Annotated in this window: 19 protein-coding genes and 1 pseudogene; 14 read left to right on the top strand and 6 right to left on the bottom strand. The window is 50.0% G+C overall.

The features are described 5' to 3' along the window. Positions 1-23 precede the first annotated feature (23 nt). The 10 genes from ET33_RS17510 to ET33_RS38475 all read left to right on the top strand — a co-directional run bounded on the left by ET33_RS17510 (position 24) and on the right by ET33_RS38475 (position 10,537). Positions 24-1,364, top strand: coding sequence for an FAD-dependent oxidoreductase (locus ET33_RS17510; protein WP_036684436.1), 1,341 nt, complete (start codon positions 24-26; stop codon positions 1,362-1,364). Positions 1,365-1,846: 482 nt separating this feature from the next. Then, positions 1,847-2,626 (top strand): delta-lactam-biosynthetic de-N-acetylase, encoded by a 780-nt coding sequence (gene pdaA / locus ET33_RS17505; protein ID WP_036684434.1) that lies wholly within the window; start codon positions 1,847-1,849, stop codon positions 2,624-2,626. Between the two features lie 279 nt (positions 2,627-2,905). After that, the gene (locus ET33_RS17500; RefSeq protein WP_010500265.1) at positions 2,906-3,253 is read left to right on the top strand and encodes a hypothetical protein; all 348 of its coding nucleotides are present in this window, start codon (positions 2,906-2,908) and stop codon (positions 3,251-3,253) included. A gap of 244 nt (positions 3,254-3,497) precedes the next feature. After that, positions 3,498-4,580 carry an ABC transporter substrate-binding protein gene (locus ET33_RS17495; protein ID WP_036684432.1) on the top strand — a complete coding sequence of 361 codons (1,083 nt, stop codon included), beginning with the start codon at positions 3,498-3,500 and terminating at the stop codon, positions 4,578-4,580. 117 nt (positions 4,581-4,697) lie between these two features. Next, the gene (locus ET33_RS17490) at positions 4,698-5,630 is read left to right on the top strand and encodes a nucleoside hydrolase (RefSeq protein WP_036684430.1); all 933 of its coding nucleotides are present in this window, start codon (positions 4,698-4,700) and stop codon (positions 5,628-5,630) included. A gap of 30 nt (positions 5,631-5,660) precedes the next feature. Further along, entirely contained in the window at positions 5,661-6,482 is an 822-nt protein-coding gene (locus ET33_RS17485; protein ID WP_036684428.1) for an ABC transporter permease, read from the top strand. A 5-nt stretch (positions 6,483-6,487) separates the two neighbouring features. Further along, entirely contained in the window at positions 6,488-7,276 is a 789-nt protein-coding gene (locus ET33_RS17480; RefSeq protein WP_036684426.1) for an ABC transporter permease, read from the top strand. A gap of 15 nt (positions 7,277-7,291) precedes the next feature. Beyond that, a complete protein-coding gene (locus ET33_RS17475; protein ID WP_036684423.1) occupies positions 7,292-8,353 on the top strand; it encodes an ABC transporter ATP-binding protein in 1,062 nt (353 codons plus the stop codon). Between the two features lie 21 nt (positions 8,354-8,374). After that, complete coding sequence (locus tag ET33_RS17470; RefSeq protein WP_036684420.1) at positions 8,375-10,090, top strand: adenine deaminase C-terminal domain-containing protein; 1,716 nt, start codon at positions 8,375-8,377, stop codon at positions 10,088-10,090. 27 nt (positions 10,091-10,117) lie between these two features. Beyond that, positions 10,118-10,537 carry a hypothetical protein gene (locus tag ET33_RS38475; protein ID WP_152570661.1) on the top strand — a complete coding sequence of 140 codons (420 nt, stop codon included), beginning with the start codon at positions 10,118-10,120 and terminating at the stop codon, positions 10,535-10,537. A 437-nt stretch (positions 10,538-10,974) separates the two neighbouring features. Here ET33_RS38475 and ET33_RS17460 read toward each other — a convergent pair whose 3' ends face one another. Together ET33_RS17460 and ET33_RS40640 are read right to left on the bottom strand one after the other, a co-directional pair. After that, positions 10,975-11,451, bottom strand: a complete 477-nt coding sequence (locus tag ET33_RS17460; RefSeq protein WP_051775408.1) for an S-layer homology domain-containing protein — start codon at positions 11,449-11,451, stop codon at positions 10,975-10,977. 9 nt (positions 11,452-11,460) lie between these two features. Continuing rightward, positions 11,461-11,520 (bottom strand): annotated as a pseudogene (locus ET33_RS40640) (S-layer homology domain-containing protein); the annotation flags it as partial. Between the two features lie 326 nt (positions 11,521-11,846). Here ET33_RS40640 and ET33_RS17455 point away from each other — a divergent pair. From ET33_RS17455 to ET33_RS40635, 4 genes are all read left to right on the top strand, one after another. Further along, positions 11,847-12,800, top strand: a complete 954-nt coding sequence (locus tag ET33_RS17455; RefSeq protein WP_036684413.1) for a S8 family peptidase — start codon at positions 11,847-11,849, stop codon at positions 12,798-12,800. Positions 12,801-12,820: 20 nt separating this feature from the next. Beyond that, the gene (locus ET33_RS17450; RefSeq protein ID WP_036684409.1) at positions 12,821-13,663 is read left to right on the top strand and encodes a hypothetical protein; all 843 of its coding nucleotides are present in this window, start codon (positions 12,821-12,823) and stop codon (positions 13,661-13,663) included. A gap of 71 nt (positions 13,664-13,734) precedes the next feature. Beyond that, complete coding sequence (locus ET33_RS17445) at positions 13,735-14,937, top strand: hypothetical protein (protein WP_036684406.1); 1,203 nt, start codon at positions 13,735-13,737, stop codon at positions 14,935-14,937. Positions 14,938-15,004: 67 nt separating this feature from the next. Beyond that, entirely contained in the window at positions 15,005-15,622 is a 618-nt protein-coding gene (locus ET33_RS40635) for a TraX family protein (RefSeq protein ID WP_036684403.1), read from the top strand. A 453-nt stretch (positions 15,623-16,075) separates the two neighbouring features. Here ET33_RS40635 and ET33_RS17435 read toward each other — a convergent pair whose 3' ends face one another. From ET33_RS17435 to ET33_RS17420, 4 genes are all read right to left on the bottom strand, one after another. Further along, complete coding sequence (locus tag ET33_RS17435; protein ID WP_036684400.1) at positions 16,076-16,303, bottom strand: hypothetical protein; 228 nt, start codon at positions 16,301-16,303, stop codon at positions 16,076-16,078. A 301-nt stretch (positions 16,304-16,604) separates the two neighbouring features. Next, a complete protein-coding gene (locus ET33_RS36475) occupies positions 16,605-19,772 on the bottom strand; it encodes an S-layer homology domain-containing protein (protein ID WP_081890362.1) in 3,168 nt (1,055 codons plus the stop codon). Continuing rightward, entirely contained in the window at positions 19,769-21,445 is a 1,677-nt protein-coding gene (locus ET33_RS17425; protein ID WP_036684395.1) for an Ig-like domain-containing protein, read from the bottom strand. Before ET33_RS17425 ends, ET33_RS36475 begins: the two co-directional genes overlap by 4 nt. Before the next feature lie 406 nt (positions 21,446-21,851). Further along, positions 21,852-24,023, bottom strand: coding sequence for a phosphatidylinositol-specific phospholipase C domain-containing protein (locus ET33_RS17420; RefSeq protein ID WP_036684392.1), 2,172 nt, complete (start codon positions 24,021-24,023; stop codon positions 21,852-21,854). Positions 24,024-24,041 lie beyond the last annotated feature (18 nt).

Below are 24,041 nucleotides of genomic sequence, written 5' to 3'. Positions count from 1 at the left end.
AAGATGAAGGAGAGAGACGCAAAATGAAGCATACGCTTGAAGCGGATGTCGTTGTCGTTGGCGGAGGCCCGGCCGGGATCGCCGCTGCCATTGCCGCGGGGCGCCAGGGCGCGAGTACCGTGCTGATCGAACGGTACGGATTTTTGGGCGGCATGTCTACGGCAGCCTCGGTCTACCCGTGGATGACGTTTCATACAGAGCAGGGCGAGCAAGTGATCAGGGGGCTGGCGCAGGAGATCGTCGACCGGCTGATCGAACGGGGCGGATCTCCGGGACATCTGCGCGATACGGTCGGATTCGTCTATTCGGTAACGCCGTATCATCCGGAAATTTTCAAAGTGCTCGCGGTGGATATGCTCCAGGAAGCAGGCGTGAAGCTGCTAGCCCACAGCTTTGCGGACGAGGTTCAAGTGGAAGGCGGCAAGATCCGTTCCGTATCGCTGTCCGGCAAATCGGGCCGGATCGACGTGCGCGGACGCATGTTCGTTGACACGTCAGGCGATGCCGACGTCGCGCACCTGGCCGGAGCGCCGACCTTGAAAGGCAGGGAGGAGGATCAGCGCACGCAGCCGATGACGATGAAATTCCGTATGCGCGGCGTCGATCTGGAAGCAGTCCGGCAGGCGATGATCGACAATCCGGCTAACTTTTATCACAAAACGCCGTTTGCCGAGCTCGACCGCCTTCCGCTTACCGGCGTATCCGGTTTCTACGCCGAATGGAAAGCGGGCCAAGTCCCGATTAACCGCGACCAGGTGCTGTTCTTCACCGGCCCGGCCGAGGACGAAGTGCTGGTGAATTGCACCCGGGTGCAGGGACTGGACGGCACAAGCGTCGAGGACTTGACGCTGGCGGAAGCGATCGGCCGCAAGCAAGTGCTTATGATGGCCGAATTTTTGCAAAAGAGCATTCCCGGCTTCGCCAAAGCTTCCATCTCGTCGGTCGGCGCGCAGATCGGCATCCGCGAGACGCGGCGCATCGACGGGCTGTATCGCTTGTCGATCGAAGACGTGCTCGAAGGGCGGCGTTTCGACGACGCGATCGCCCGCAGCGGCTATCCGATCGATCTCCACGATCCGTCGGGGAAAGGCGTAACGTCCGCTTTTATTAAGGGCAGCGGCGCATACGACATCCCGTACCGCAGCTTGATCGCGCAGGGACTGGATAACCTGCTCGCGGCCGGCCGGTGCATCTCGACGACGCATGAAGCGCTGGCGACGACACGCCTGACCCCGAGCTGCATGGCCACCGGGGAGGCGGCCGGTACGGCGGCGGCACTTGCCTGCGCGATCGACGTGCCTGCCCGCGAGCTGGACGTGAAGCTGCTGCAGGAGCGGCTGCTCCGGGGGAACGCCGTGTTGTAAGGATAGGAAAGACAAGAACATTGTCTCCATGAAACGAGCCTGTTGAGAAAGCGGTCAGTTGAGGTAATAGAGGTGTACGAGGGGGTGGGGTATCTACTTCCGGTCGGCTGTTGTCTGCAGGAAATTTTTATTGAAGCCGCTAAGCAGCGGATATTTCCCGCAGACAAAGGCGAACGCTATCGCTCCTCCAGCAGATACCCCACCTCCGTATGTTTCTCTATTTCAGTCAAACACCACTTTCTCGACATTCTGAGTCACGTAAATCGTGGCTTTTTATTTTTTTGGAGTAGTATATGAGTTTCATGTCGGGGGAGTATGCAGTAAATATTTACATGTTATGGACGAGACCGATCGATCATTAGTTTCACTAAAACCGGACCGTCTGCTTCATAGCGGTTTCCTTGGGAAAAGACACATATTTTTCAGGGGACGAGGGATAATGACTCCTAGCTGACAAAAACAAGAAGGAGTGAGCCCAACCCTTGAAACGTATCGCAATTGCCACCATCCTGCTGGCCGGTCTGCTGGCGGCCCTCCCGGTCCAAGCGGCTGCCACAGGGGACGGCGCCTATCATTTCGGATTCAAGAAGAGCAAGAACGGCAGCCGTCCCTCCATCAACGAAGAAGGCTTCAAGCCCATTGTGGAGAAGCATGGGGCTATTTTTCTCGGGGATACGACGCAGAAGGAGCTGTATCTCACCTTCGATAACGGCTACGAGAACGGGTATACCGCCCGCGTGCTCGACGTGCTGAAGGAAAAGAAGGTCCCCGCGATCTTCTTCGTCACCGGGCATTACATCAAGGATCAGCCGGAGCTGCTGCGGCGCATGGCGGCTGAAGGCCACCTGATCGGCAATCATTCGTGGAGCCATCCCGACATGACCCAGATTTCGAGCGACAAAATCAAGGACGAGCTGGAAAAGGTAAAAGCGGATGCGGCGCAAATTACCGGACGGCAGACGATGATCTACCTGCGCCCGCCGCGGGGCATTTTTAACGACCGCAGCCTAGCGGTTAGCAAGGAGCTCGGGTATACGAGCGTATTCTGGTCGGTCGCGTATAAGGACTGGGATACGAGGGCGCAAAAAGGGGCCGACTACGCCTACAACCAAGTCATGGCCCAGCTTCACCCCGGAGCTGTGATCCTGCTGCACACGGTATCCAAGGATAACGCGGACGCGCTGGCAAGAATCATCGACGGCGCCCGACAGCAGGGCTACGAATTCAAGAGCCTGGACCAGCTGACGCTCAAGTCTTACTAGCGGTGACGGGCCGATTGGCCGAGGGTACGGCCCATACCGAGCGGGGGCCGCTCCCGCCGGAGCAAGCGTCATGGAGCGCGAGTTTCGGCGGGATGACGGCTTTTTTGCTATTCCGACCAACCTCTTATTCGGAAAATGACTATTTTTTTCTAATTAAAGGCATTTCAAATCGTTTTTAGTGGCAAAAAATCCGAACAATCGCTTGCAGAAACGTAAATTCTTATGTATTATTAAACTACGTCGCGTCACAAAAAGCCGGTTGCTCTTGAAGGTGAACGAATGCCCCTGATCGACACGAATGAAAATAAAAAGAAGCTGTGCCACCTGTACAACGAAATCTCGAAGAGCTTGTTCGGCTTCGGAACGACATTGCTGCGGGTTACAATCGACGACCGGATCATCACGTATTATGCGAAGCATCGTCGTTCGCCGCGCTCGGATGCGCTCGAAGGCGAGGCGCCTACGCTGAAGCACGAGGTCGACTTCTACATGTCTTCGATCTATAAGAAGAAGCTTCGCGAGAAGCTGGAGCAGGAGTTCGGGCTGGAGATCGAAGCGCTGCTAAGGGATTACGACCCGGCGACGCAGTGGGCGATAACGAACGTGATTCTGCACGAACCGAAATAACAGGCCGGAGCCGCGGCGTTGATCTATCATCGAGCGGACCGCATGCATTGCCATAGATGCCGCTTATCTTTGTTTACGAAGAAAAAGCGCTCTTACTTAGAAGATTTATTTCTATTTAAGGGCGTTTTTTCTTTTTTAAATAAAATGCAAGAAGAACCGATACCGATGAGAGTATACTGCTAAACGTTTCTACAAAACTTAAATCATGGATACAGGGATGTTTCCTACTGGAGGATGAAGAACGATGATGAAAAAACGAATGATTCGCAGCTTGCTTTCCGTTTCGCTGATTGGATTGGCATTGTCCGGATGCGGCCAAGCGGGAGGAAACAAAGAGCAGGGCGCAGCGCCGGGAACGGGCGGTGGAGAGCCGACCAAGCTGGTCATTTCCACCTGGGGCTTCTCTGAGGATTTCTTCAAGAAAGAAGTATACGCGCCTTTCGAGAAAGAGCATAACGTGAAGATCGTACTGGAAATCGGCAACAACGCCGAACGCCTGAATAAAGTGAAGCAGGGCAGCTCGAACGTCGATCTGATCTATCTCTCGGACTATTACGCGCAGCAGGGTATCGAAGCGGGGCTGTTCGAGAAAATCGACCGCAGCCGCATCACGAACCTGAAGGATATTTACGACATCGCCAAAGCGCCGCTCGGCGAGGACTATGGTCCGGCTTATACGATCGGCCAATTCGGCATCGCCTATAACCCGAAAGCGGCGGGCAAGGAAATTAAATCGTGGAGCGATCTGTGGAGCCCTGAGCTGGCGAAGAAGCTGACGCTTCCGAACATTACGTCGACCAGCGGCCCGATGATTCTGGATGCGGCTTCGACCGTAGCCGGCAGCTCGACGTTCAACGCGGATCAAGCGTTCGCGAAGCTGAAGACGCTGAATAAAAGCGTCGTGAAATACTACGGCCAAACGTCGGAGTTCGTGAACATGTTCGCCCAAGGCGAAATCGCCGCCGGACCGATCATGGAAATGTACGTGAAGGACTTGAAGGCCGCCGTGCCGGATACGAAGTTCGTTACGCCGCAGGAAGGCGCATACGCGATCATGAATACGGTGAACGTTGTGAAGGGCAGCAAAAACAAGCAGCTCGCGGAAGATTTCATCAACTGGCACCTGAGCAAGGAAGTGCAGGAGAAATCGGCCAAGTCCAAAATCGATTCGCCGGTAAATACGACGCTGCAGCTCAAGCCGGAAGAAGCGCAAGGCATTACGTACGGCGCGGACGTGGTAAACAAGCTGCGCAAGCTGGATATGAAATTCGTCAACCAGAACCTCAAGGGGTGGATCGACCGCTGGAACCGCGAAGTAACGCAATAAGCAACGCAATAAGCAACGCGATAGCATGACTATAATCGAAACGCTGGACAAGGGTATATGATCCGACATGTACCCTTGTTTTCATATCGGGAGTATGGAAAGGAGCTAATGGAGCGTATGAAACAAAAAGTAATCCTCGATGTCGATACAGGTGTGGACGACGCGTTAGGCATTCTGCTCGCGGTCAAGAGCGGACAGTTCGACGTACTCGGCATCACGACGGTCAACGGCAACGTATCGCTGGATCAAGCGACAGCCAACACCTGCAAAATTTTGCAGCTTCTGGGCACGGAAGCGAGCATCCCGGTCATTCGGGGGGCCGACCGGCCCTTGCTGCGTCCCCATTATTTCGAGCACCGGATTCACGGGGCGGACGGCCTCGGCGGGGCGCTGCGGGACATGGAAGTCCGCCAAGGCGCGGCTGAGGGCTTCGGGCCGGACTACATCGTGGACCGCGTACGCGAAAACCCGGGCGAAGTGACGCTGATTATGACGGCTCCGCTGACCAATCTGGCGCTCGCGTTGATGAAATATCCCGGCCTTGTGAACGACGTGAAAGAGGTCGTCCTGATGGGCGGCGTCGTCGCGGGCTTCGGGAACGTGACCCCGACGGCGGAGTACAACATGTATGTCGACCCGGAAGCGGCCAAGCTCGTTCTGCATGCCGGCTTCCCGTCCTTGACGCTTGTCGGACTGGATGTGACCCGGCGCGCGCTGCTCAAAGACGAGCATATCGCCGCGCTCGGCGATACGCCGATCGGCCGCTATGTGAAGGAGAGCACGGCCGATTACATGCAGCGCTACTCTGAACGCAACGGCGTTCGCGCCTGCGCGCTGCACGACCCGTTGGCCGTCGGGGTGGCCTTGACCCGTGAGGTGGTCACGACGAAGCCCTATTACGTCGATGTGGAAACCCGCAGCGAGCTGTGCGACGGCCAGACAGTCTGCGATTTTCAGAACCGGCTCGGACAGAAGCCGAACGTTCAGGTCTGCACCGATGTGGACGCGGACGCCTTTCTCCGGCTGTTCGTTCAGACACTGAGCCGTTAGCCCCCAATCCAGGAACAGGAGAACCGTTCGATGAAGAAATCGTATCTGTATTTGCTATTGCTGCCGGGACTATTGTTCCTGACGGTATTTATGGCGGCTCCGATCCTCATTACGATCGGGTCCACCTTTTTCCAGAAAGGGACTGTGACGTTCGACGGGTACCTGCAATTCTTCAAGGACCCGTATTTTATCAAAATTTTGCTGACGACGCTGCAGGTCAGTCTGGTGACGACGGCGATCTGCATTCTGCTCGGCTTTCCGGTCGCCTACTATATTTCCCGGCAGAGCCTGAAGAAAAAGAGCGTGCTGCTCGCGCTCGCGATCTTCCCGTTGCTCACCAGCTCGGTTGTCCGCTCCTTCAGCTGGATGATCGTTCTCGGTAAGAAGGGGCTGCTCAACACGGCGCTGCTTGCGATGGGAATCATCCAGGACCCGCTGGATATTTTGTATACGCCGACCGCGATGATGATCGGGTTGATCCATCTGTTTCTGCCGTTGATCATCATCACGCTCGTCGGGGTGATGGAGAACATCGATGCCGATCTGATCAAAGCGGCAGAGAGCCTCGGGGCATCCCGGTTCACCGCGTTCCGCAAGGTCGTGATCCCGCTCAGTGTGCCCGGTCTCATTATCGGGAGCATTCTCGTCTTCGTCGGCAGCTTGACCGCGTACACGACTCCGGCGCTGCTCGGCGGGAAACAGCGCGTCATCTCGACGTTCCTGTACCAGAACGCGATCACGCTGAACGACTGGTATTCGGCCTCCGTCATTGCCACCATCATGATGGCGATTACGTTCGTGATCATCAGCCTGATGAATAAACTGGCCAACACTTTAAATCCGAAGGGGTAGAAGGGATGAAGGAGAACAACCGGGGCCTCGGCCTGTTTACGCTGCTTGTCTATATCTTTTTGCTCGGTCCGCTGGTCATTATCGCCTTCGCTTCGTTCGAGCCGGGAACCGTGCTGAAATTTCCGCCGCAGGGCTTTTCGCTCAAGTGGTACGAGAAGATCTTCGAAGTGGAAATGTTCATGAGCACGTTCAAAACGTCGATCGTCGTCTCGATTCTGGGCAACTTGTTCGCGCTCTTGCTCGGCGTACCTGCGGCCTATGCGCTCAGCCGCTTCGATTTCAAGGGGAAAGACGCCCTGAACGGCTTCTTTATATCCCCCGTGCTCATCCCGGGCATCGTGCTCGGGTTTACAATGCTGAAATACCTGATCGTCACGTACCATCTGCCGCTCTACACGGCGCTGCTCGTCGGTCATACGGTCATCATGCTTCCGTTCATTATTCGCGTCATCGCGTCCAGCTTGTCGAACTTCGACTTCGCCATCGAGGAGGCTGCGCTCAGTCTCGGCGCCGGACGACTCGGAACGTTCTTCAAGGTCGTCCTCCCGAACATCAAGTCGGGGATTATCGCGGCGATTCTGATCGCTTTTCTGGAGTCGTTCAACAATGTGGACATTTCCGTCTTCATGACGGGCCCGGGCGTCAGCACGCTGCCGATTCAGATGCTGACCTACGTGGAAAATTATTTCGATCCGACCATCGCCGCCATTTCCGTGCTGCTCATGCTGTTCACGGCGGTGTTCATGTTCCTGATCGAAAGGCTGATGGGCCTTTCTTACTTTACCAAACGATAACGGAGGCTCGTACCCATGGCATTGCTATCCTTGGAAAATGTGTCGGTCGCCTATGATCACCAATATATTCTGCAAAACTTCAACCTGACGGTCGAGAAGGGGCAGCTCATTTCCCTGCTCGGCCCAAGCGGCTGCGGCAAAACGACAACGCTGCGGCTCATCGCTGGCTTCCTCGAAGCCAAAGACGGCAAATTCATGCTGAACGGCAAAGACTACACGCGAGTGCCGGTCAACAAGCGGAACTTCGGGTTCGTGTTCCAGAGCTACGCACTGTTCCCGCATCTGTCCGTCTACGATAACGTCGCCTTCGGCCTCCGCCTGCGGAAAGTGCCGGAAGCCGAGATCAAGCAGCGTGTGCTTCGCATTCTGGAGGTCGTGAGCCTCGCGGGCTTCGAACAGCGCTTCCCTAAGGCGCTGTCCGGCGGGCAGAAGCAGCGGGTGGCCATCGCTCGCGCGCTCGTCATCGAGCCGGACCTGCTGCTGTTCGACGAGCCGCTCAGCAACCTCGATGCGAACCTGCGCGTGAATATGCGCGTCGAAATCCGCCGCATTCAGCAGGAGCTCGGCATTACGACCGTCTATGTCTCGCACGATCAGGAGGAATGCTTCTCCATCTCCGACCGCGTCGCGATTATGAATAAAGGCATTATCGAGCAGTTGGATCGGCCTTCCACGATTTACAAGTACCCGAAAACCGAATTCGTCGCCCGGTTCATCGGCTTCAACAACTTCATCGCGTTCGAGGAACGCCGCGAAGCAGGCGACGGCATCGAGCTGAAGGTGAAGGGCTATACGTTCCATGCCGCCCGACAGCCTGGTGCGGAAGGAACCGCAGGCCGGAAGGGCGCGATTCGCCCGGACGATATGCAACTTGGCACCGCGGAGGAGATCGGTCACGGACCGAACCGGGTAAAGGGCAGCGTCAAGGTAAGTACGTTTTTGGGAAGAAGCTACCAGTACGTCGTTGAGACGGACCTTGGGGATTTTACGGTCAACAAAGAAATGGAAGTTCCTTACAACAGCGGACAAGAGGTGCATCTGCTGTTCCCTGCGGACAGATTGGTCCTGGTAGACTAACGACTTGGAGGTACCGGCATCATGCGAGTGGATTTATTGATCGAGAAGGTACACGTATATAACAGCTATTTTAAAAAGTTCGTTCAAGGCAATGTCGCCGTCTTGAACGGATCGTTCCTCTATATCGGCGGGCGCGGGACGGAGACGTTCGAAGCGGGCGAGATCGTGGATGGCCAAGGCCGCTACATGATTCCCGGTCTGGTCGACATTCACCTGCATATCGAGAGCACGATGATTACCCCAGAGACGTTCTCGTACGGGCTGATCCGCAGCGGTGTGACGACCATCGTGCCCGAGCCGCATGAGATGGCGAACGTTTTCGGCCTGAGCGGCGTGAAGCAGATGATCGAGGCGAGCCGCGACTGCGTGGCGGACATGTTCTACGCGATTCCGAGCTCGGTCCCGGCCACGTCGATGGAATCGACCGGCGGCACGATTGAGATCGAGGATATGGACGAGCTGCTGCGTACGGAAGACATCATTTGTCTCGGCGAAATCATGAACTACGTCGACGTCATCACGGACCCGGATTGCAAAACGAACCGGATTTTGGCGCATATCCGCAAGCATTATCCGAAGCTCGTCATCGAGGGGCATGTTCCGAAGCTGCTCGATCTGGATCTGCACCGGGTCATCTATGCCGGGGTCGATTCGGACCACACGCATCAGACGATCGAAGGGATGGAAGCGCGCATCGGCGCGGGCATGTTCATCGAGATTCAAGAAAAGTCGATGACGGAAGACGTCATGAACTATCTGATTCAAAACGACGTCTCCGAGCATTTCTGCTTCGTCACCGACGACGTAATGGCCGACTCGTTCCAGCGGCGCGGCCATCTGGACCATATCGTCCGCAAAGCGATTCGCATGGGCATGACGCCGGAAAAGGCGATCTACGCCGCGACGTTTACTTCGGCGCGCCGGATGCGGATGCACGACCGGGGCGCCATCGCCCCCGGCAAAATCGGCGACTTCGTGCTGCTGTCGGATCTGCGGGAGCTGACGATCGATCAAGTGTACAAGCAGGGGCGCAAAGTGTACGACGTGCGCGAGGCGTATGTTCCGAAGGAGCACGGCCATGCGTTCCCGGCGCACTACTACCATAGTGTGCAGCTGCCGCTGCTGACGGAAGCGGACTTTGTTGCGCGTCTGGACGGCGCAGCGGACGGCCGCCATGCGTGCCGCGTAATGCAGGTCAAGGACGGCTCCACCTTCACGGAGGATGTGCGGGGCGAGGTCGAGATCCGGAACGGCGAGCTGTGCTGGCAGGAAAGCCCGTACGCGCTCATCGCGACGTTCGAGCGGTACGGCAAGAACGGGAACCGGGCATACGGCTTGATCGGCGGCGATACGATTCAACGCGGCGCGGTGGCGACGACGTATTCGCACGATAACCACAACCTGCTGGTGGTCGGGCACAACCCGGCCGATATGGCGCTTGCGGCTAACGAAGTGATCCACAGCCAAGGCGGCTTCTGCGTCGTGGAAGCGGGCCAAGTGCTGGCGCACCTGCCGCTGCCTGTCGGCGGCATCCTGACCGAAGTGCCACTCGATGAGACGGCGAAGGAAGTCGAGAAGCTGCGTAGAGCGATGGAGTCGCTCGGGTATAAGCACTACAACCCGATCATGTCGATCAGCACGCACTCGCTCCCGGTCAGCCCGGCGCTCAAAATTACCGACCTGGGCCTGATCGACGTGAACGCGGGCAAGGTTGTGCCGCTGTTGGTCGAGGCGTAGCCTGCGGGATATGACGAGAAACGGCTCTTGCCGCCAAGATTGATGCGGGCAAGGGCCGTTTCGCATTATGTCAGAAAGATGGTCAACGAATTTCATTCCTTTTTCGGGGCGGAGCTTCAAGCGCGCCAAAACACTCATCGCGTGATGAGGGTAAACAAAATGGGGATCATGGTGAAAACTGCTATCCCCACAGGGACCGGGATTACTCGTTTGGTGATACCCATTTTATCCAGCGGATATTCGATCACCATGACTAAGCAAGCAAGCAAAACGGTTTTCCAAACAGCGGAAATCGTCAAACCCCACACGAAATACATGACGCCGAAAAAAATTCCGAGGCTCAAAGGATATTTAAGACGCAAGGTCACTTCCTCCTTCATCTTCGATTCCGATTGGAACGAGCCTGATCCCGGCAATTTACCGCATATGACTGGTATCGGGCCATAGTTGTTCAACCTTGTGCATGGTGATTCGTTCAGGAATGATAAAAACGGCATGAAGCTCTTGCACATTGTCCTATACCAGAGCGACAATCGAGCTGATCTTGCCGCTGTTATCTTCCTCCATTTGACCTCCCCCTTGTTAAATACGATGAGTTAATAATACCAGTAATCATAATTTTAAGGAAATAACTGGAATGCCCAACGAGAGAAGATTGGCTTTTTGCTGTGAAAAAAATGAAGGACGTGACCGGGACGATCGCTCCCAGCGATCAACAATCCCAGTTCACGTCCTTCGCACGCTAAGCCCCTATGGGCAGCTTGGCTTTACTTCTCCTAAGTTCCTCTGTTTGCGCCATCCGTTCCAATAAGGACAGCTTAAGCCGAGGCGGGTTTATGCTGCCCGCAGGCGGCGCCTTTCGCATTGGATTGGTGGTCCGCCCCTTACTTCGAAGCGTGCTCGGCAGAAGCTTCCTGAATATCGTTGTAAGCCCAATGTCCTTCCTGAACGTCGCTCCATTTCATAGATGCAGAACCGAAATCTTGTCGACCCAAAAGCTTGTTGATGATCGTAACCGCTTCTGCGCGGGTCAGCTTCTGATCCGGGCGGAACGAACCGTCCGCATACCCGTTAAGAATTCCTGCCGCTTTTGCTTTCCCGATGGATGTCTCCGCCCAATGTCCGGCTGTGTCCGTGAAGCTGCCGGTGCTCTGGAGGGAGGCAGTCATCAAGCGGTCGGCAATACGAGCCATCTCTGCTCTGGTGATCGTTTCCTCCGGCTTAAAGCTGTCGTCCGGATAACCATCCATCAGCCCGCTGGCCGAGGCTTGATCTATCGCCTCCTTCGCCCAATGCGTTGCAGGGAGATCCGTAAAGGAAACGGACGACTTCTTGCCATCCTTTTCATACGTACGGGACAAGATGGTTGCCATCTCGGCACGGGTAATCGGCTTATCCGGTTCGAACGTGCCGTCCGGGTAGCCCGACAGGAACTGGAAATCGGTTATTCAATTCGAACCTTTCTTTTCGAGGGGGAGAGTTACCGCCTGAAGCACGCATTGATGCGTCAAAAATGACCAATCCGGCTGGAACTGAGTTGGAAATTGACGGGAACAAAATCAGGGAATTCCTGATGAATAAAACCAATAAAACCGGGAGGGGGGGCTCATAGCACCAGATTCATTTTTCTACCATTTAGAAAAAATATTTGTATTTTTTACTATCTTGATATACTATGGGATTTATTGCCTTTGTATTAATTACCCTATTATGGTTATATATTGATTTTGGGGGTGATAGATGGGGAGTTGTAGAAATGATATTAAGGTATCGGAAATTTAAAATTTTATTTCTTGTAACTTTAGTAGTCGCTTTCGCAGTGGGTGTATTGGTCTACGTTACTAATTCTAATGTTCAAGATGAAGTTCCCACAGATATTGAAAAGGTACAGGCAATTCCATGGGGAATATCGAAAATGAATATTCCTTCTTTATGGAATCAGGGGATTACTGGAAAAGGGGTGAAAGTTGCTATTGTTGACGGTGGGGTTGAAAATCATCCGGATTTAGTTGGGAATTTAAAGCTTGGGTTCAATGCGATAGATCCCAATCAACCTACAACCGATGAAACCGGACATGGGACATTTGTAGCGGGAATTATTGGTGCCCGTAATAATAACTTTGGTATAGTCGGTGTAGCACCCGATGTTGAGTTATTTCCAGTAAAAGTTCTTGATGCATATGATGAAGGAAATCTAGGAGATGTGAGCAAGGGAATTGACTGGTGTATTGATAATGGTATTCAAATTATCAATATGAGTTTTTCAATTGATGAAGACAAAGTGGAATTAAAAAGATCGATCGACAAGGCGACTTCAAAAGGCATTATTGTTGTTGCTTCTTCCAGAAATTCATACGGTGATGATGTCGGATTTCCAGCCTCTTATGAAGGAGTATTGTCGGTTACTTCAGTGGATCGAAGATTGAACATTAGTAAACAAGCAGCGGTTGGTAAAATTGACTTTAGTGCGCCGGGGGTAGACATTATCTCAACTACGAATGGTAGAAGTTACGGGGTCTATAGTGGGAGTTCATTTGCATCCCCACAGATAACCGGAATAATAGCGCTGATCCTTCAAGAACCCTTAAAATTTGGTATAGAAGAGCCAAGCTTTGAAGAAATCGTAAGAGTGTTGAAAAGTTATTCAAGAGATTTAGGTGTTAAGGGTAATGATACAATATTCGGCAACGGATTTATTGAATTTAAGTAAAACACGGAGGGGTTGCAATCGTGCTACAGTTCTTTAGAAGATATAAAGCCATTACTGCTTTGGCTCTAAGTTTTTGTATGTTATTCGTTTTTATTGGTGATACATTTGCAGAAAATAAGACCGAAGATGGTATTGTAGTACTTAAAAATGATAGTAAAGTTATTGAAGTTAAAGGAACCCATAAAGGCGATGAGTTGTATGGAACATACGATAAAGCAACTCAAAAGATTACCCTGAAAGCAGTCGAGAAAGCGAATTCCCCAATCGGTTTTAGTTCTCTTCTCGCTTCTAACACTAACAAAGAGGTTGAATATGATGTAAATCTTCTTGAAGCCAATGAAGCTTCCTTTGAAGCTACTCTTACTGAAAAGAAAACAAAGAAAGAGCACAAGATCAAAGAAAATGGCTTCAAGATTGAGTTGAATGATAAAGTTAAAGCTCAATTACCACTAATTGCACCGGTAGCGGGTATTCTTGGCAGGGCTGTAATCGAAAGATTGCTTGGACTTGCACTTGCAATCACAATTAATGGAGTAACTTGGGTTGTTGCTAGTGAAATGGCGGATAGCATTCGTAACAGGGAAGAGCTCTATTACGCTGCTAAAATTATCCAACAGAAAGTTGTTATCGCCGGATCAATTGATTATAATACGGCATATACTAGAATTAGAACCGGCGAAGATGTGTTTTGCAAAAATCAATATCTAGCCAGAGAGATAACTAGACTCGCAGGTAATGGTCTTACACCAAGAACCGATCCAGATGGAGAAACACACGGCGATGGGAGCGATGGATATTACCATCACTACCACCCTTTGGCGCCATTATATGGCCGGGCACATGTATTCTTCTTCAATTACTAGTAGGTATTTTAACGCGAAATCCCAATACTTGGCGTATTGGGATTTCGACTTTAAAGTGGGAGTGAAATGACATGGTAAAAATATTGGAAGTAAAAAATCTTTATTTAGATAAACCATTGTGGTCTTTTCGTGAAAGCTTTGGAAAGTTTCATGTATTGTTTAAAAGTGTTTCTAATGAGCAAGAGTTTTATTATACTGAACTACTTTGTCTTGATACAGAACATCTGATAGAGACTTCGTATCAGTTTAACAAGGCAGTACATTTTATCGGCGAAGGCAATCCATCTAATGTTATGTTTCATGGATCTATTGAACAACATCTCGAAGGCAATATGTTTAATGTAAGCAGATTAAACTTAGAGCGTTTTGAAGATGAATTGGTTTTCAGTATCAAGTTCGAAGGAAATATTAAAAATATATGGAATCTTAGAATTAGAATTTCTCCAATTGATGAAAGATATTGTTTAGTTTTTTTATCAGAAGACGACCTTGTTCTTAATAAGGCTTGTTACTCGCGGGTCACTTTAGTGGATTATGTGGAAAAAAAAGGCTACTTTATTCAGCAACAAGACTTTCCGTACTTGAATGTGTTGCTTAATATTGCTGTATGTAAAGTAGGAAATCAGGCTAAAAATATCATTTTTAAATCAGGAAGAATACAACGCTTTGAAAAAAAATCCTATTGGGAAGAGTATTACAACTCGAATGGGAGTTACAAGGTAGAAACACTTGAGAATTTACTAATCCTAAATAAAAGCGAATTCATAGATTGTATAAAAAATAAAAAAAATCTATCGCCTATTATTTTTAAAGACTATGACATCAGTCGATCTGTTGAAGTTATTGGCATGGTAGGAGATCGATTCTGGTTTTTTGAGGAAGATTATAAGGGTGATAAAACAGAGATTTATGCAATAGATTTAGAAACTGGAAGCAGTACCTTGAAATATAAAGCAAATGAGCATTACTACTCAATCGAGGTTTTCGGAGGATTGCTATACGGCGTTAGAGAAGAACTAAAGAATAAAGTATATTATTCATTCGAAACCAATGCGATCCATGAGTTTTCCTATAAAGAAATGGTGGTTTACTTAGATGAAGCAGTCCGTATAACCGCAAGGATGTATTTAGACGAATCAATCCCTAGAACCGCAAGTATGCGCGATTCGGAAACGTATAATATCGAAGTTGTAAAAGACGGTTTAACAGAAAATGCTTATACAAATAAAAAATTCTTTTATTACTTTGAAGAAAATATCTTGTTAGTTTATTGAGTCTGTCTATAATGCTCCTCATTGTCAAAAATTTTAACATTGATTATATAAATTTGGAGTAAAATACATGATACAAATAATAGCCTACTTCACCATGTCATTGGATCACATCGGACGATTGTTTTTTCCAAATATAGTTCTGTTTTCATTACTCGGCCGACTTGCATTCCCGTTATTCGCCTATGGCATAGCTATTGGCTATACAAAAACCAGTAACTTTCGTTTGTACTGTTTTAGACTTTTTATATTGGGGGTAGTTTCCCAAATACCCTATTTTATGCTGTTTGAGAATTATAGTTTAAACATTTGTTTTACACTATTGGCAGGACTTTTAATCTTAAGAATATTAGATATTGACTGGCAATATTACTACAAAATATTGGCAATTTTTTTAATATGTACTGTAGTAGTATTATTCGGTTTTGAATACGGTTTATATGGAGTTTCAACCATCATTACGTTTGCAAAAATAAAAAACCTTAAGAGAAATGTACTCGTACAAGCAATTTTGATCCTGGCTTCCGTTGTTATTTATAACTATAGTTCTATTCAGTTCGCGGCATTATTCTCAATGATTATTATCCTTGTGTATAATAACAATATTCCCTTTTTAAATCGTTACGTTCAATATTGTTTCTATCCCGCACACATACTTGTATTGTTATTTTTAAAGAAGATTCTTTGAACAGTCTACAAGCGTTCTCTTCTCAGATATAACAAAACAGGCTCTTCACCGCTAGCGATGCTACGAGCGAAAATAAGCCCTATGAGTTTCCAGAAACTCTTTGAAAATCGGACAAGGGAATTGGTTCAGATGCGAGCGATGCGTGGCTCCATGCTGTTGCCAATTCTTTTCTTTTAAAAGGTTCGTGCAAGGCAACGTCGCCGTCTTGGACGGAGCGTTCCTCTATATCGGCGGACGCGGGACGGAGACATTCGAATCATCTATGCCGGGGTCGATTCGGACCATACGCATCAGACGATCGAAGGGATGGAAGCGCGCATCGGCGCGGGCACGTTAACGCGGGCAAGGTTGTGCCGCTGCTGGTTGAGGCGTAGTTTACGGGACAGTTTAAACAAACGGCTCTTGCCGCCAAGATTGATGCGGGCAAGGGCCGTTTTTGTGTCTGTTCTACTCTCATTGCGTGATGAAGTACAATAATATGGGGATCCCGATGAAAGCCGCTATCCCCATAGGAACAGGGATTACCCGGTTGGTGATACCCATTTTATCGAGCGGATATTCCAGCACCATGACTAAACAAGCGGCTAAAACGACTTTCCAAAAACCCGGAATCACTAAGCTTGTCATGAAATGCATGACGCTCAAAAATATTCCGAAGCTCAAAGGATATTTAAGACTCAATGCCACCGTCCCCTTCGTCTCTGACTCCAGTTGGAACGAGCCTGATCCCGCCTCCCCCTTAATAAATACGATAAGTTAATAATACCAAAAATAATTATTTTGAGGAAATAACTGGAATGTACGATGAAAGAAGATTGGCTTTTCGCCGAGAAAAAAATGAAGGACGTGACCGGGTCGATCGCTCCCAGCGATCAACAATCCCAGTTCACGTCCTTCGTACGCTAAGCCCCTGCGGGGAGCCAGGCTTTACTTTACGCTGCCCGCAGGCTGCGCCTTTTGCATTGGATTGGCGGTCAGTCCCCTACTTCGAAGCGTGCTCGGTAGAAGCTTCCTGAATATCGTTGTAAGCCCAATGTCCTTCCTGAACGTCGCTCCATTTCATAGATGCAGAACCGAAATCTTGTCGACCCAAAAGCTTGTTGATGATCGTAACCGCTTCTGCGCGGGTCAGCTTCTGATCCGGGCGGAACGAGCCGTCCGCATACCCGTTAAGAATTGCTGCCGCTTTTGCTTTCCCGATGGATGCCTCCGCCCAATGTCCGGTTGTGTCCGTGAAGCTGCCGGTGCTTTGGAGAGAGGAAGCCGTCAAGCGATCGGCAATACGAGCCATCTCCGCTCTGGTGATCGTTTCCTCCGGCTTGAAGCTGCCGTCCGGATAACCGTCCATCAGCCCGCTGGCCGAGGCTTGATCTATCGCCTCCTTAGCCCAATGCGTTGCAGGGAGATCCGTAAAGGAGACGGACGACTTCTTGCCATCCTTTCCATACGTACGGGACAAAATGGTTGCCATCTCGGCACGGGTAATCGGCTTATCCGGTCCGAACGTGCCGTCCGGGTAGCCCGAAATGTAAGCCTGATGCTTCCCGGCCTTCACGTCCGTCTTGGCATTCATTTGAACAATCGTAAACGTGCTGAATTTGCTGATCGTAAATTCGATACCCAGTTGACCGGTCTCGTCGTACTTGACGATATTCCCGCGAACTAGCTCTTTGGTGCCGTCGCTGTGCTCGATAAATACGCCCAGTTGGTTCGTTTGCTTGTCGCTGAGCTTGGTCACGCCCAAAGGCAGCACCAGCGTCACCGGACGGGAAGGCATATTCGTCTCAATCGTTACGGGACGGCCCACAATGCCGATCTCGGCGCTGCCGGCTTCCTTAACGACGATCTGTTCCTTGGTGGCGCGCTGCTCGATCGCTTTTCGATCCTGCTCCGCTTTGACCGGCACCACGCGGAAGTAGACATCCTCCGTTAATCCCTTGAGTGAATCCCACGGCATGGAAATTTGCCCGTTTCTCGTAACCACTTGCAGCGTTATTTTTTCGTTGGCCAGCTTCGTCATGGCTTCCTTCGGAAGGGTGACTTTGAGCTCGGCAACTTCATCTTTTAGATCCGGGATGATGAGCTTGGCCGTATTGGAACGAGCCGCTTTCAACAGACTTACCGCTTTGTCCGCCTGCTCCGGTGTGAAACGAACTTCGTCCGTGATGCGTCCATCCGACTGCTTCGTACGCTTGATTTCGGTCGAGGCTACGACGGAGCCATCGGCGCCGTTCCGTACTTGTATGGCAATGGTCTCGCCCGGAGCAGGCGCGTAACCGCCCGACGAGCTGCTGCTGCCCGACGAAGACGAACCGCTCTCCAATCGAATCGAGGCTTGAACCGGAGGCGCCGTCACGTTGCCCGCTTCATCGGCCAGCTCAAGATAGACCGTCTTTAAGCCTTCGCCGCTCGCAAGCGTCCAGCTTTTCGAACTGCTAAACGGCTCCCAGGGACTCCATGCCGCCTTGTCGTTGGATAACCTCATGCGCATTTTATCTGCCGGGGTTTTATCTGCCGCCGTCATCGTCAAGGTCACTGCGGAGGAGCTTGTCGTTGCAGCACCGCCATTGATGGACAGCGTTCCTGTCGGCGCGGTCTTATCGTAGCGCACGGAGCTGTTGTCCGTCGTCTCCTTCACCTGTATGCCTTGGTTTCCAGCTGTATTGACAAAATCGACCGTAAACGGCACAAGTCCTTCCGTTTCCTGGCCCGTAAACGTATAGTCCGCTTTAAATTTGTTGCCGCCCAGGCTGGTTACTGTGGCCGGTTGACCGGCGATAGCCACCACAGGGAGGCCTTGCAGATTTTCACTTGCTGTAAACGTCAAGGTCACCGTATCTCCCGTTTTGGCTGCGGACCGGTTGGCATTATTGCTGACGATGGTCACCTGCGGCAGCGTAGGCCGCGCATTTGGATCAAGGCCTTGCTTCGGCGTGGCGCTCACTTCGTTGGAATTGACGATCCAGCCGCCTTCATTGCTTGCTTTAATGTAGAAATAGTATGTTGTGTTATTGGTTAATCCTTGGACGCTGTACGTTGTCTGCGTAACCGTAGCCCGAGGGTTTAGCTCGTAAATACCGCTTGCGGTTCCCATATAAACGTCGTAGTAGGTCGCTGCCGTTACATGATTCCAGGTTAAGCCGACCTTGCTATCGGCTGCGGCCGCTTTCAGATGGAACAGCACCTCGACCTGACCCGACTGCAGCGTTTTCGTCATCTCTTGAGCCGTCGCGTCCGTAACCGTAAATTGCTCCGGCTCGTTCCCCTTGAGGTTCAGCGGTTTTATCCCCGCCGTGGCGCCGTCTTTAATCCGGAAGGATATCGTAAACAGCGTTTTGCCTGCGGTCAGGGCAGCATCGCCGCCTTTTTCGTCCGCCCACGCGGCTTTGATCACGCCCGCGGCATTGTCGTATGCAGAATCGAACAGGTTGCCGGAGGACCCTGTTACCTTGGTCACTTCCAGGGCTGTCGCGTCATAGCTAATATGCATTCCGTAAGAGGCGACGCCGGTCGAAGCTTCGTTCAGAGAAACAGGCACGTCCACCGTGTCACCCGGCGCCCCGCGGACGCTGCCGATCGAGAGGCTTGCCGTTTTCTGCGTGATGCTTACCTTACCAGAAGTCAGACTCGTAACGGGGGGATAGGTTACGTCATCCCTCGAATACGCTGCCGAAGTCAGGGTAACCGTCGAATCCGCAGCTGTCGCGCTGTTCTTGATCTTGAAATGAACCGTGAACACCTTTTGCTTCGACACCATAAACCCAAGGCCCGGAAAAGCCGATGCCTTGACACCGATTTTGCCGCTGGTTCCTGTGTTTGCCTGAAAGACAAGCGTTCCCACTTCGTTGGTTACGGTGTCCTTGCCTTGAACCAGTTCAAGTGTCTGAGGGTCATACGATAGTTCCATCTGATAGCCGAAGATGGCATCGTCGATATTCTGAGTGGTGCCCGGCTCCATGGAAACCGAGACATTGACCTCTTGTCCGGGACTGCCTGCCGCCCCGGTGACTTCGGCTTTGACTCCGGTCTGAGCTGCGCCTAAGGCGCCAATCGGCATCCATGACACGATCATGCACAGCATCATCATGAACACGAGGCTTTGGCGAAACCGTCTCTTTGATGCACTCCTGAACATATTCAATCTGTTCACCCCGCTCTTCCCAAGTAAATGTTCATCATGATGGCCGTGTCCTTGGCATCTACCACGCCGTCGTCGTTCATATCGACTGCTTTAAGCTGCTCGGGCGTCAAGGTGATTTTGCCAAGAATATATTGATTGACCAGGAGGATGTCTGCCGGAGTGACCTTACCATCACCGGTTAAATCACCCTTCACCAGCGTCGTAAAGCTCCATTCCTTCGGGTCTGCAATCCCTTTATAAACGCTGCCGTCGCCGCTTAGAAACGCTCCGGAATCAATGGACACATAATACTTGGTGTTGCTTGCCAGCGACGTATTGAGCCGGAGGCTCACCGTGTTCCCCGTAATGCTTACTTTCTGCGCGTCATCCACCGCCATGCTCTCCACGACGCTGTTATCCGAAGCTTTGCGGATCGAGATGGTTTTGCCGCTTACCGGCGCGACGCTCTGACTAAAAGTCATGCTTACACTCGGCTTGAGCGGGACGCCAGTCGCATCTTTCGCCGGAGTATGGCTGCTGATCTGCAATCCGAGCGGTATGAGCTTGATGTCCAATTTGCCCTTATTCGTGGCCTGATCAAATGTATTCGCAGCTACATAAAGTGCGCCAGGATCTAAGGCAATCGCAATATCATAATAATCGGTAGGGAATGTTCCTTGGCTTGGAACAGTTACCCAACTGCCGTTCAAGTATTGCTTCAAGACAGGCTTCATGTTAAACCCGCCATTTCGCCCGTCAAACTCTTGATACGAGACGAACAATTGATCTCTCGTTCCTTCGAAAGTAATGTGCATCGCCTGGGTTCCGTCGGAAAAATTCTCACTCCCTACGCTCTCCCAACTGCTGCCGTTATACTTTCGTACATTCAAGTGCTGAGCGTTATTCATGTCCTGTTGACCAAACGCTACGTAAGGTGTTCCGTTGTCTACATATACTTTTGGGCTGACCACCCACATGAACCAAGAAGGCAACGGAATCTTACTACCCACTTTTTCCCAGGTTTGTCCGCTCAGCTTCATCAAAATAATATCCGCCGCAGGGTTTGTCTCCTGGTATGCAACATAAGGAGTTCCCTTATCAACATACAGATGCGGAGCTTGCGCATGGTTGCCGAATCGATCGTTACCGATTGTCTGCCAGCTGCCGTTGTCGAATTTCTTCACGGTGATCTGGGAAGTAGTGTATGCAACGTAAGGAATACCCTCATCAACAACAAAGGAGAAGGCTTCAAAAGTCATCACGCCCTCCACCACAAATTCGCTATCCCCTACCGCTTTCCAAGCGTCGCCCTCATACTTTTTGACAGCTACGCTATAAGAGGATCTTGGCGAATTCGTTTTGTAAGCGACATAGACCACGCCTTGACTGACAACCAGTTGGACTTCATCGATAAACTTGTTTTCCGTAACCCACTCTCCGCCAACCGGCTCCCATGTGCTTCCGTTCAATTTCTTTACCTTGAGCTTCCGCTCAATGATTCCCGGCTTCGACTGAACGTACACGGCATAAAGAACACCGTCGTATGTCGCGAGTGAAACGTTGGTGATATATCCTTCATCGGTTAACGTGCCTACATCCATCCAGTCGGGACCGGCTGCCTGTACCGGTTTGTTCTGCAACCCGGCAAGCAGCAGCACGAGCGCCAGGCTGAGAAGCAGCGCCCGCTTGAATAAACTCATCATGTTGTTCACCCTTTTCTTCGTTATGGTCCTGGTTCGTCTGACGCTTTGCGTGCCTGGCCTTTTGCAAAGGTTGAATCCGTGCACAATCGGACAAGTACGCTTCTTTCCATAGAATCATGAATAAAATTGGATTTTGTGGGATATATGACCTACCCTCCTTGTGATTCTTATTTCCTAATCCAGTATAGCGAGCCGTTCTCACAAAATTCTCACAACATCGGATAGCCGCGGCATGTATGAATACTTCCGTTCCGCATTTTCTACGGCAAATAAATAAGGGGCATCTGCAAATAAAAAAACAGCCCTTGCCGCAAAGATTTGCGGTCAAGAGCTAATTTTCATGATATACTGAATTTCAGGCATTAATGTAAAAAAACTGGACAAAACCTGCCCAGTTTTTTTGTTACTACTGTAATGTGTAAAATTTTACTTTAAAGGTACCATCCCATGAATAGCCACTTGGATTAGCGATATATATATTGGTTAAATTTGAATAGGCAGGTATATCTATGATGTCGCCATGTTTCAGATTTGACCAGATTACAGGGTCTGTATTATTTGACCTATCTCTCATCACCCTGAAATTAAGTAATGTTTCGCCATGACCTTCTATCTCCACTCTCCCTTTTTGGGCTTTATCAATACCCTGGAGATTTGGCAATGAGAAATTACTGCTAGACCTATTTTTTTGACCAGAAAGTGGTTTGTAATTAGAATTGATTTGACCTTCTAATTTTTCTTTTCGTTCAACCAGTTTAAATTTTTGGTTGTTCTCACCTTCTACAAGTCCCCATGCATTGATGTTCGTCCAATTAGCTGTTTGACCACCTTGTACATCTAGTACAGTATCATTCTTTTTATTAACTAAATGTAAGTAACCATCTCCAGTGCGTTTTAAAATCCAATATTGCTCATCTTTTGACTTGGCAATTCCTGCACCAAATACATTAATGGAACCGGCAGAACTATTCCAAGCGAGCGCTCTAGTTGGATCCCAACGATTGGTGATATGATATGCCTTTTTCGTAGTATCATATTTAAAGTTCCATTCACCATTCAATTGATTTTGGCTATTATATAATACGACATTACGATCAGAGCTCTTGCTCATGTCAACAAGGCTACTAAGCTTTAATGTTGACGTAATACGATAAGTTCCATCCTTTACTTGAACTTCCTCACCTGGGTTATCGTGTATCGTTAATGTTTGACTTTTAACGAGCGTTTGTCCGTTTGCAGTTCTTACAAACACCTCGATTTTATCATTTGCAAATAGTTTTAGGTTGGATCTAAAAAGATTGAGCCCCACATCTGTTTTAACTAACGAAGCATAAAAAGCCCGCATCTCACCTGGCCTGTTTGGATCAGGCTCCATACTTGCAATGTACGCTCCATTTAGACGTATCTCATAACTATTTCGTTTATACGTCTCCCCGGTGAATCCAACTTTTACAACGTCAGATCCTACAGCCTGAATGTTAACAGAATCTCCACCATGGAGTCTATCATTTAACTTAATGACTTGTTGAATTAACGTCTTACCTGGGAAATCAGCTGCAATGATACCAGCATGGTGGAGTCCCCATTGTTGAATATATTGCGCAGTCAGGATGTTCGTTCCGCCATAGTAAATCGTACTATATGTCCTTGGGAAATCGGGCCAATTGCCAATTCCCGTACTCGTAGACTTTGGGCTTGATCCTGTTGAGCGAGTATTATATCCACTTGCGACAAACCAAGGCTTAGCTCCGTGTGAAATAAACCACCAAGTTCCGTTACCGCTTAGATGATTTAAGTAGATATTTTTTCCAGTATGAGCATTGGCAGTTTTTAGATGATTCCCGACTGCTGTCCATTTGCTATACATGGCATTTGCTGACTGCTCTACGTTATATTCATCTTGCACTTTTAGGTTACCATATGGGATTCCAAAGCGTTTATTATCTGTTGGAAACTGTGGCAATACTACGATTTTTCCTCTTACATCCTTTAATTGTGGGTCATTAGATGTCCCTTTCCAAAAATAATCACGATAATTCAGGTTATTATAATAAGCATCCTCGAAAACCTGTGCCCATGTTTTACTAGTTGATGCATCTTTACAGTTTCCTGCACCTGATCCAGTGCACTCGTTTTTCACTCGCATCAATATCGTTTCACTAGGATTAGCTCGTAAAAATTCTTTGGCGGTATTTAAGATATTCGCGCCAAACTCTGCCTTTTGGTTAACAGATCCATGATAGGCTTCCAGACGAGTGTCGGATGCTTTGCGTAAACGAATGTCCAGATAACGAATACCCGAATTTAATTGGGTCTGCAAATTCATGGTTTGGGTTATTATAAAATCATCTGGGTACGGTCCTCCACCGCCATGGAGTGACATCGAGTTATGGGTACCAGGAATAGATAATCGGCTCATTGTTGTATCTCCTGGAAGTTGTCCCATCCAATTTTTGTTGGTGTGTCCGATATTGGATGCGTATGCATAGCCATCGCGAAATTTGTTATAGCGATCAAGAGCGCTTTCACCAGCATTTGGAATAAGATCTTTAGGCGTTTTTTTCATTTTATCCTCCATCTTTGCTTTCTCATGCAC

The sequence above is a fragment of the Paenibacillus tyrphae genome (assembly GCF_000722545.1).
Classification (GTDB): domain Bacteria; phylum Bacillota; class Bacilli; order Paenibacillales; family NBRC-103111; genus Paenibacillus_G; species Paenibacillus_G tyrfis.
This window is presented reverse-complemented; position numbering and strand designations above follow the sequence as displayed.

Coding starts and splice junctions, on each gene's coding strand:
- ET33_RS40635 (WP_036684403.1), top strand. CDS start 15,005: ATGATACAAATAATAGCCTACTTCACCATGTCATTGGATCACATCGGA.
- ET33_RS17425 (WP_036684395.1), bottom strand. CDS start 21,445: ATGATGAGTTTATTCAAGCGGGCGCTGCTTCTCAGCCTGGCGCTCGTG.
- ET33_RS17445 (WP_036684406.1), top strand. CDS start 13,735: ATGGTAAAAATATTGGAAGTAAAAAATCTTTATTTAGATAAACCATTG.
- ET33_RS17500 (WP_010500265.1), top strand. CDS start 2,906: ATGCCCCTGATCGACACGAATGAAAATAAAAAGAAGCTGTGCCACCTG.
- ET33_RS17480 (WP_036684426.1), top strand. CDS start 6,488: ATGAAGGAGAACAACCGGGGCCTCGGCCTGTTTACGCTGCTTGTCTAT.
- ET33_RS17485 (WP_036684428.1), top strand. CDS start 5,661: ATGAAGAAATCGTATCTGTATTTGCTATTGCTGCCGGGACTATTGTTC.
- ET33_RS17475 (WP_036684423.1), top strand. CDS start 7,292: ATGGCATTGCTATCCTTGGAAAATGTGTCGGTCGCCTATGATCACCAA.
- ET33_RS17490 (WP_036684430.1), top strand. CDS start 4,698: ATGAAACAAAAAGTAATCCTCGATGTCGATACAGGTGTGGACGACGCG.
- ET33_RS17470 (WP_036684420.1), top strand. CDS start 8,375: ATGCGAGTGGATTTATTGATCGAGAAGGTACACGTATATAACAGCTAT.
- ET33_RS17495 (WP_036684432.1), top strand. CDS start 3,498: ATGATGAAAAAACGAATGATTCGCAGCTTGCTTTCCGTTTCGCTGATT.
- ET33_RS17510 (WP_036684436.1), top strand. CDS start 24: ATGAAGCATACGCTTGAAGCGGATGTCGTTGTCGTTGGCGGAGGCCCG.
- ET33_RS17420 (WP_036684392.1), bottom strand. CDS start 24,023: ATGGAGGATAAAATGAAAAAAACGCCTAAAGATCTTATTCCAAATGCT.
- ET33_RS17455 (WP_036684413.1), top strand. CDS start 11,847: ATGATATTAAGGTATCGGAAATTTAAAATTTTATTTCTTGTAACTTTA.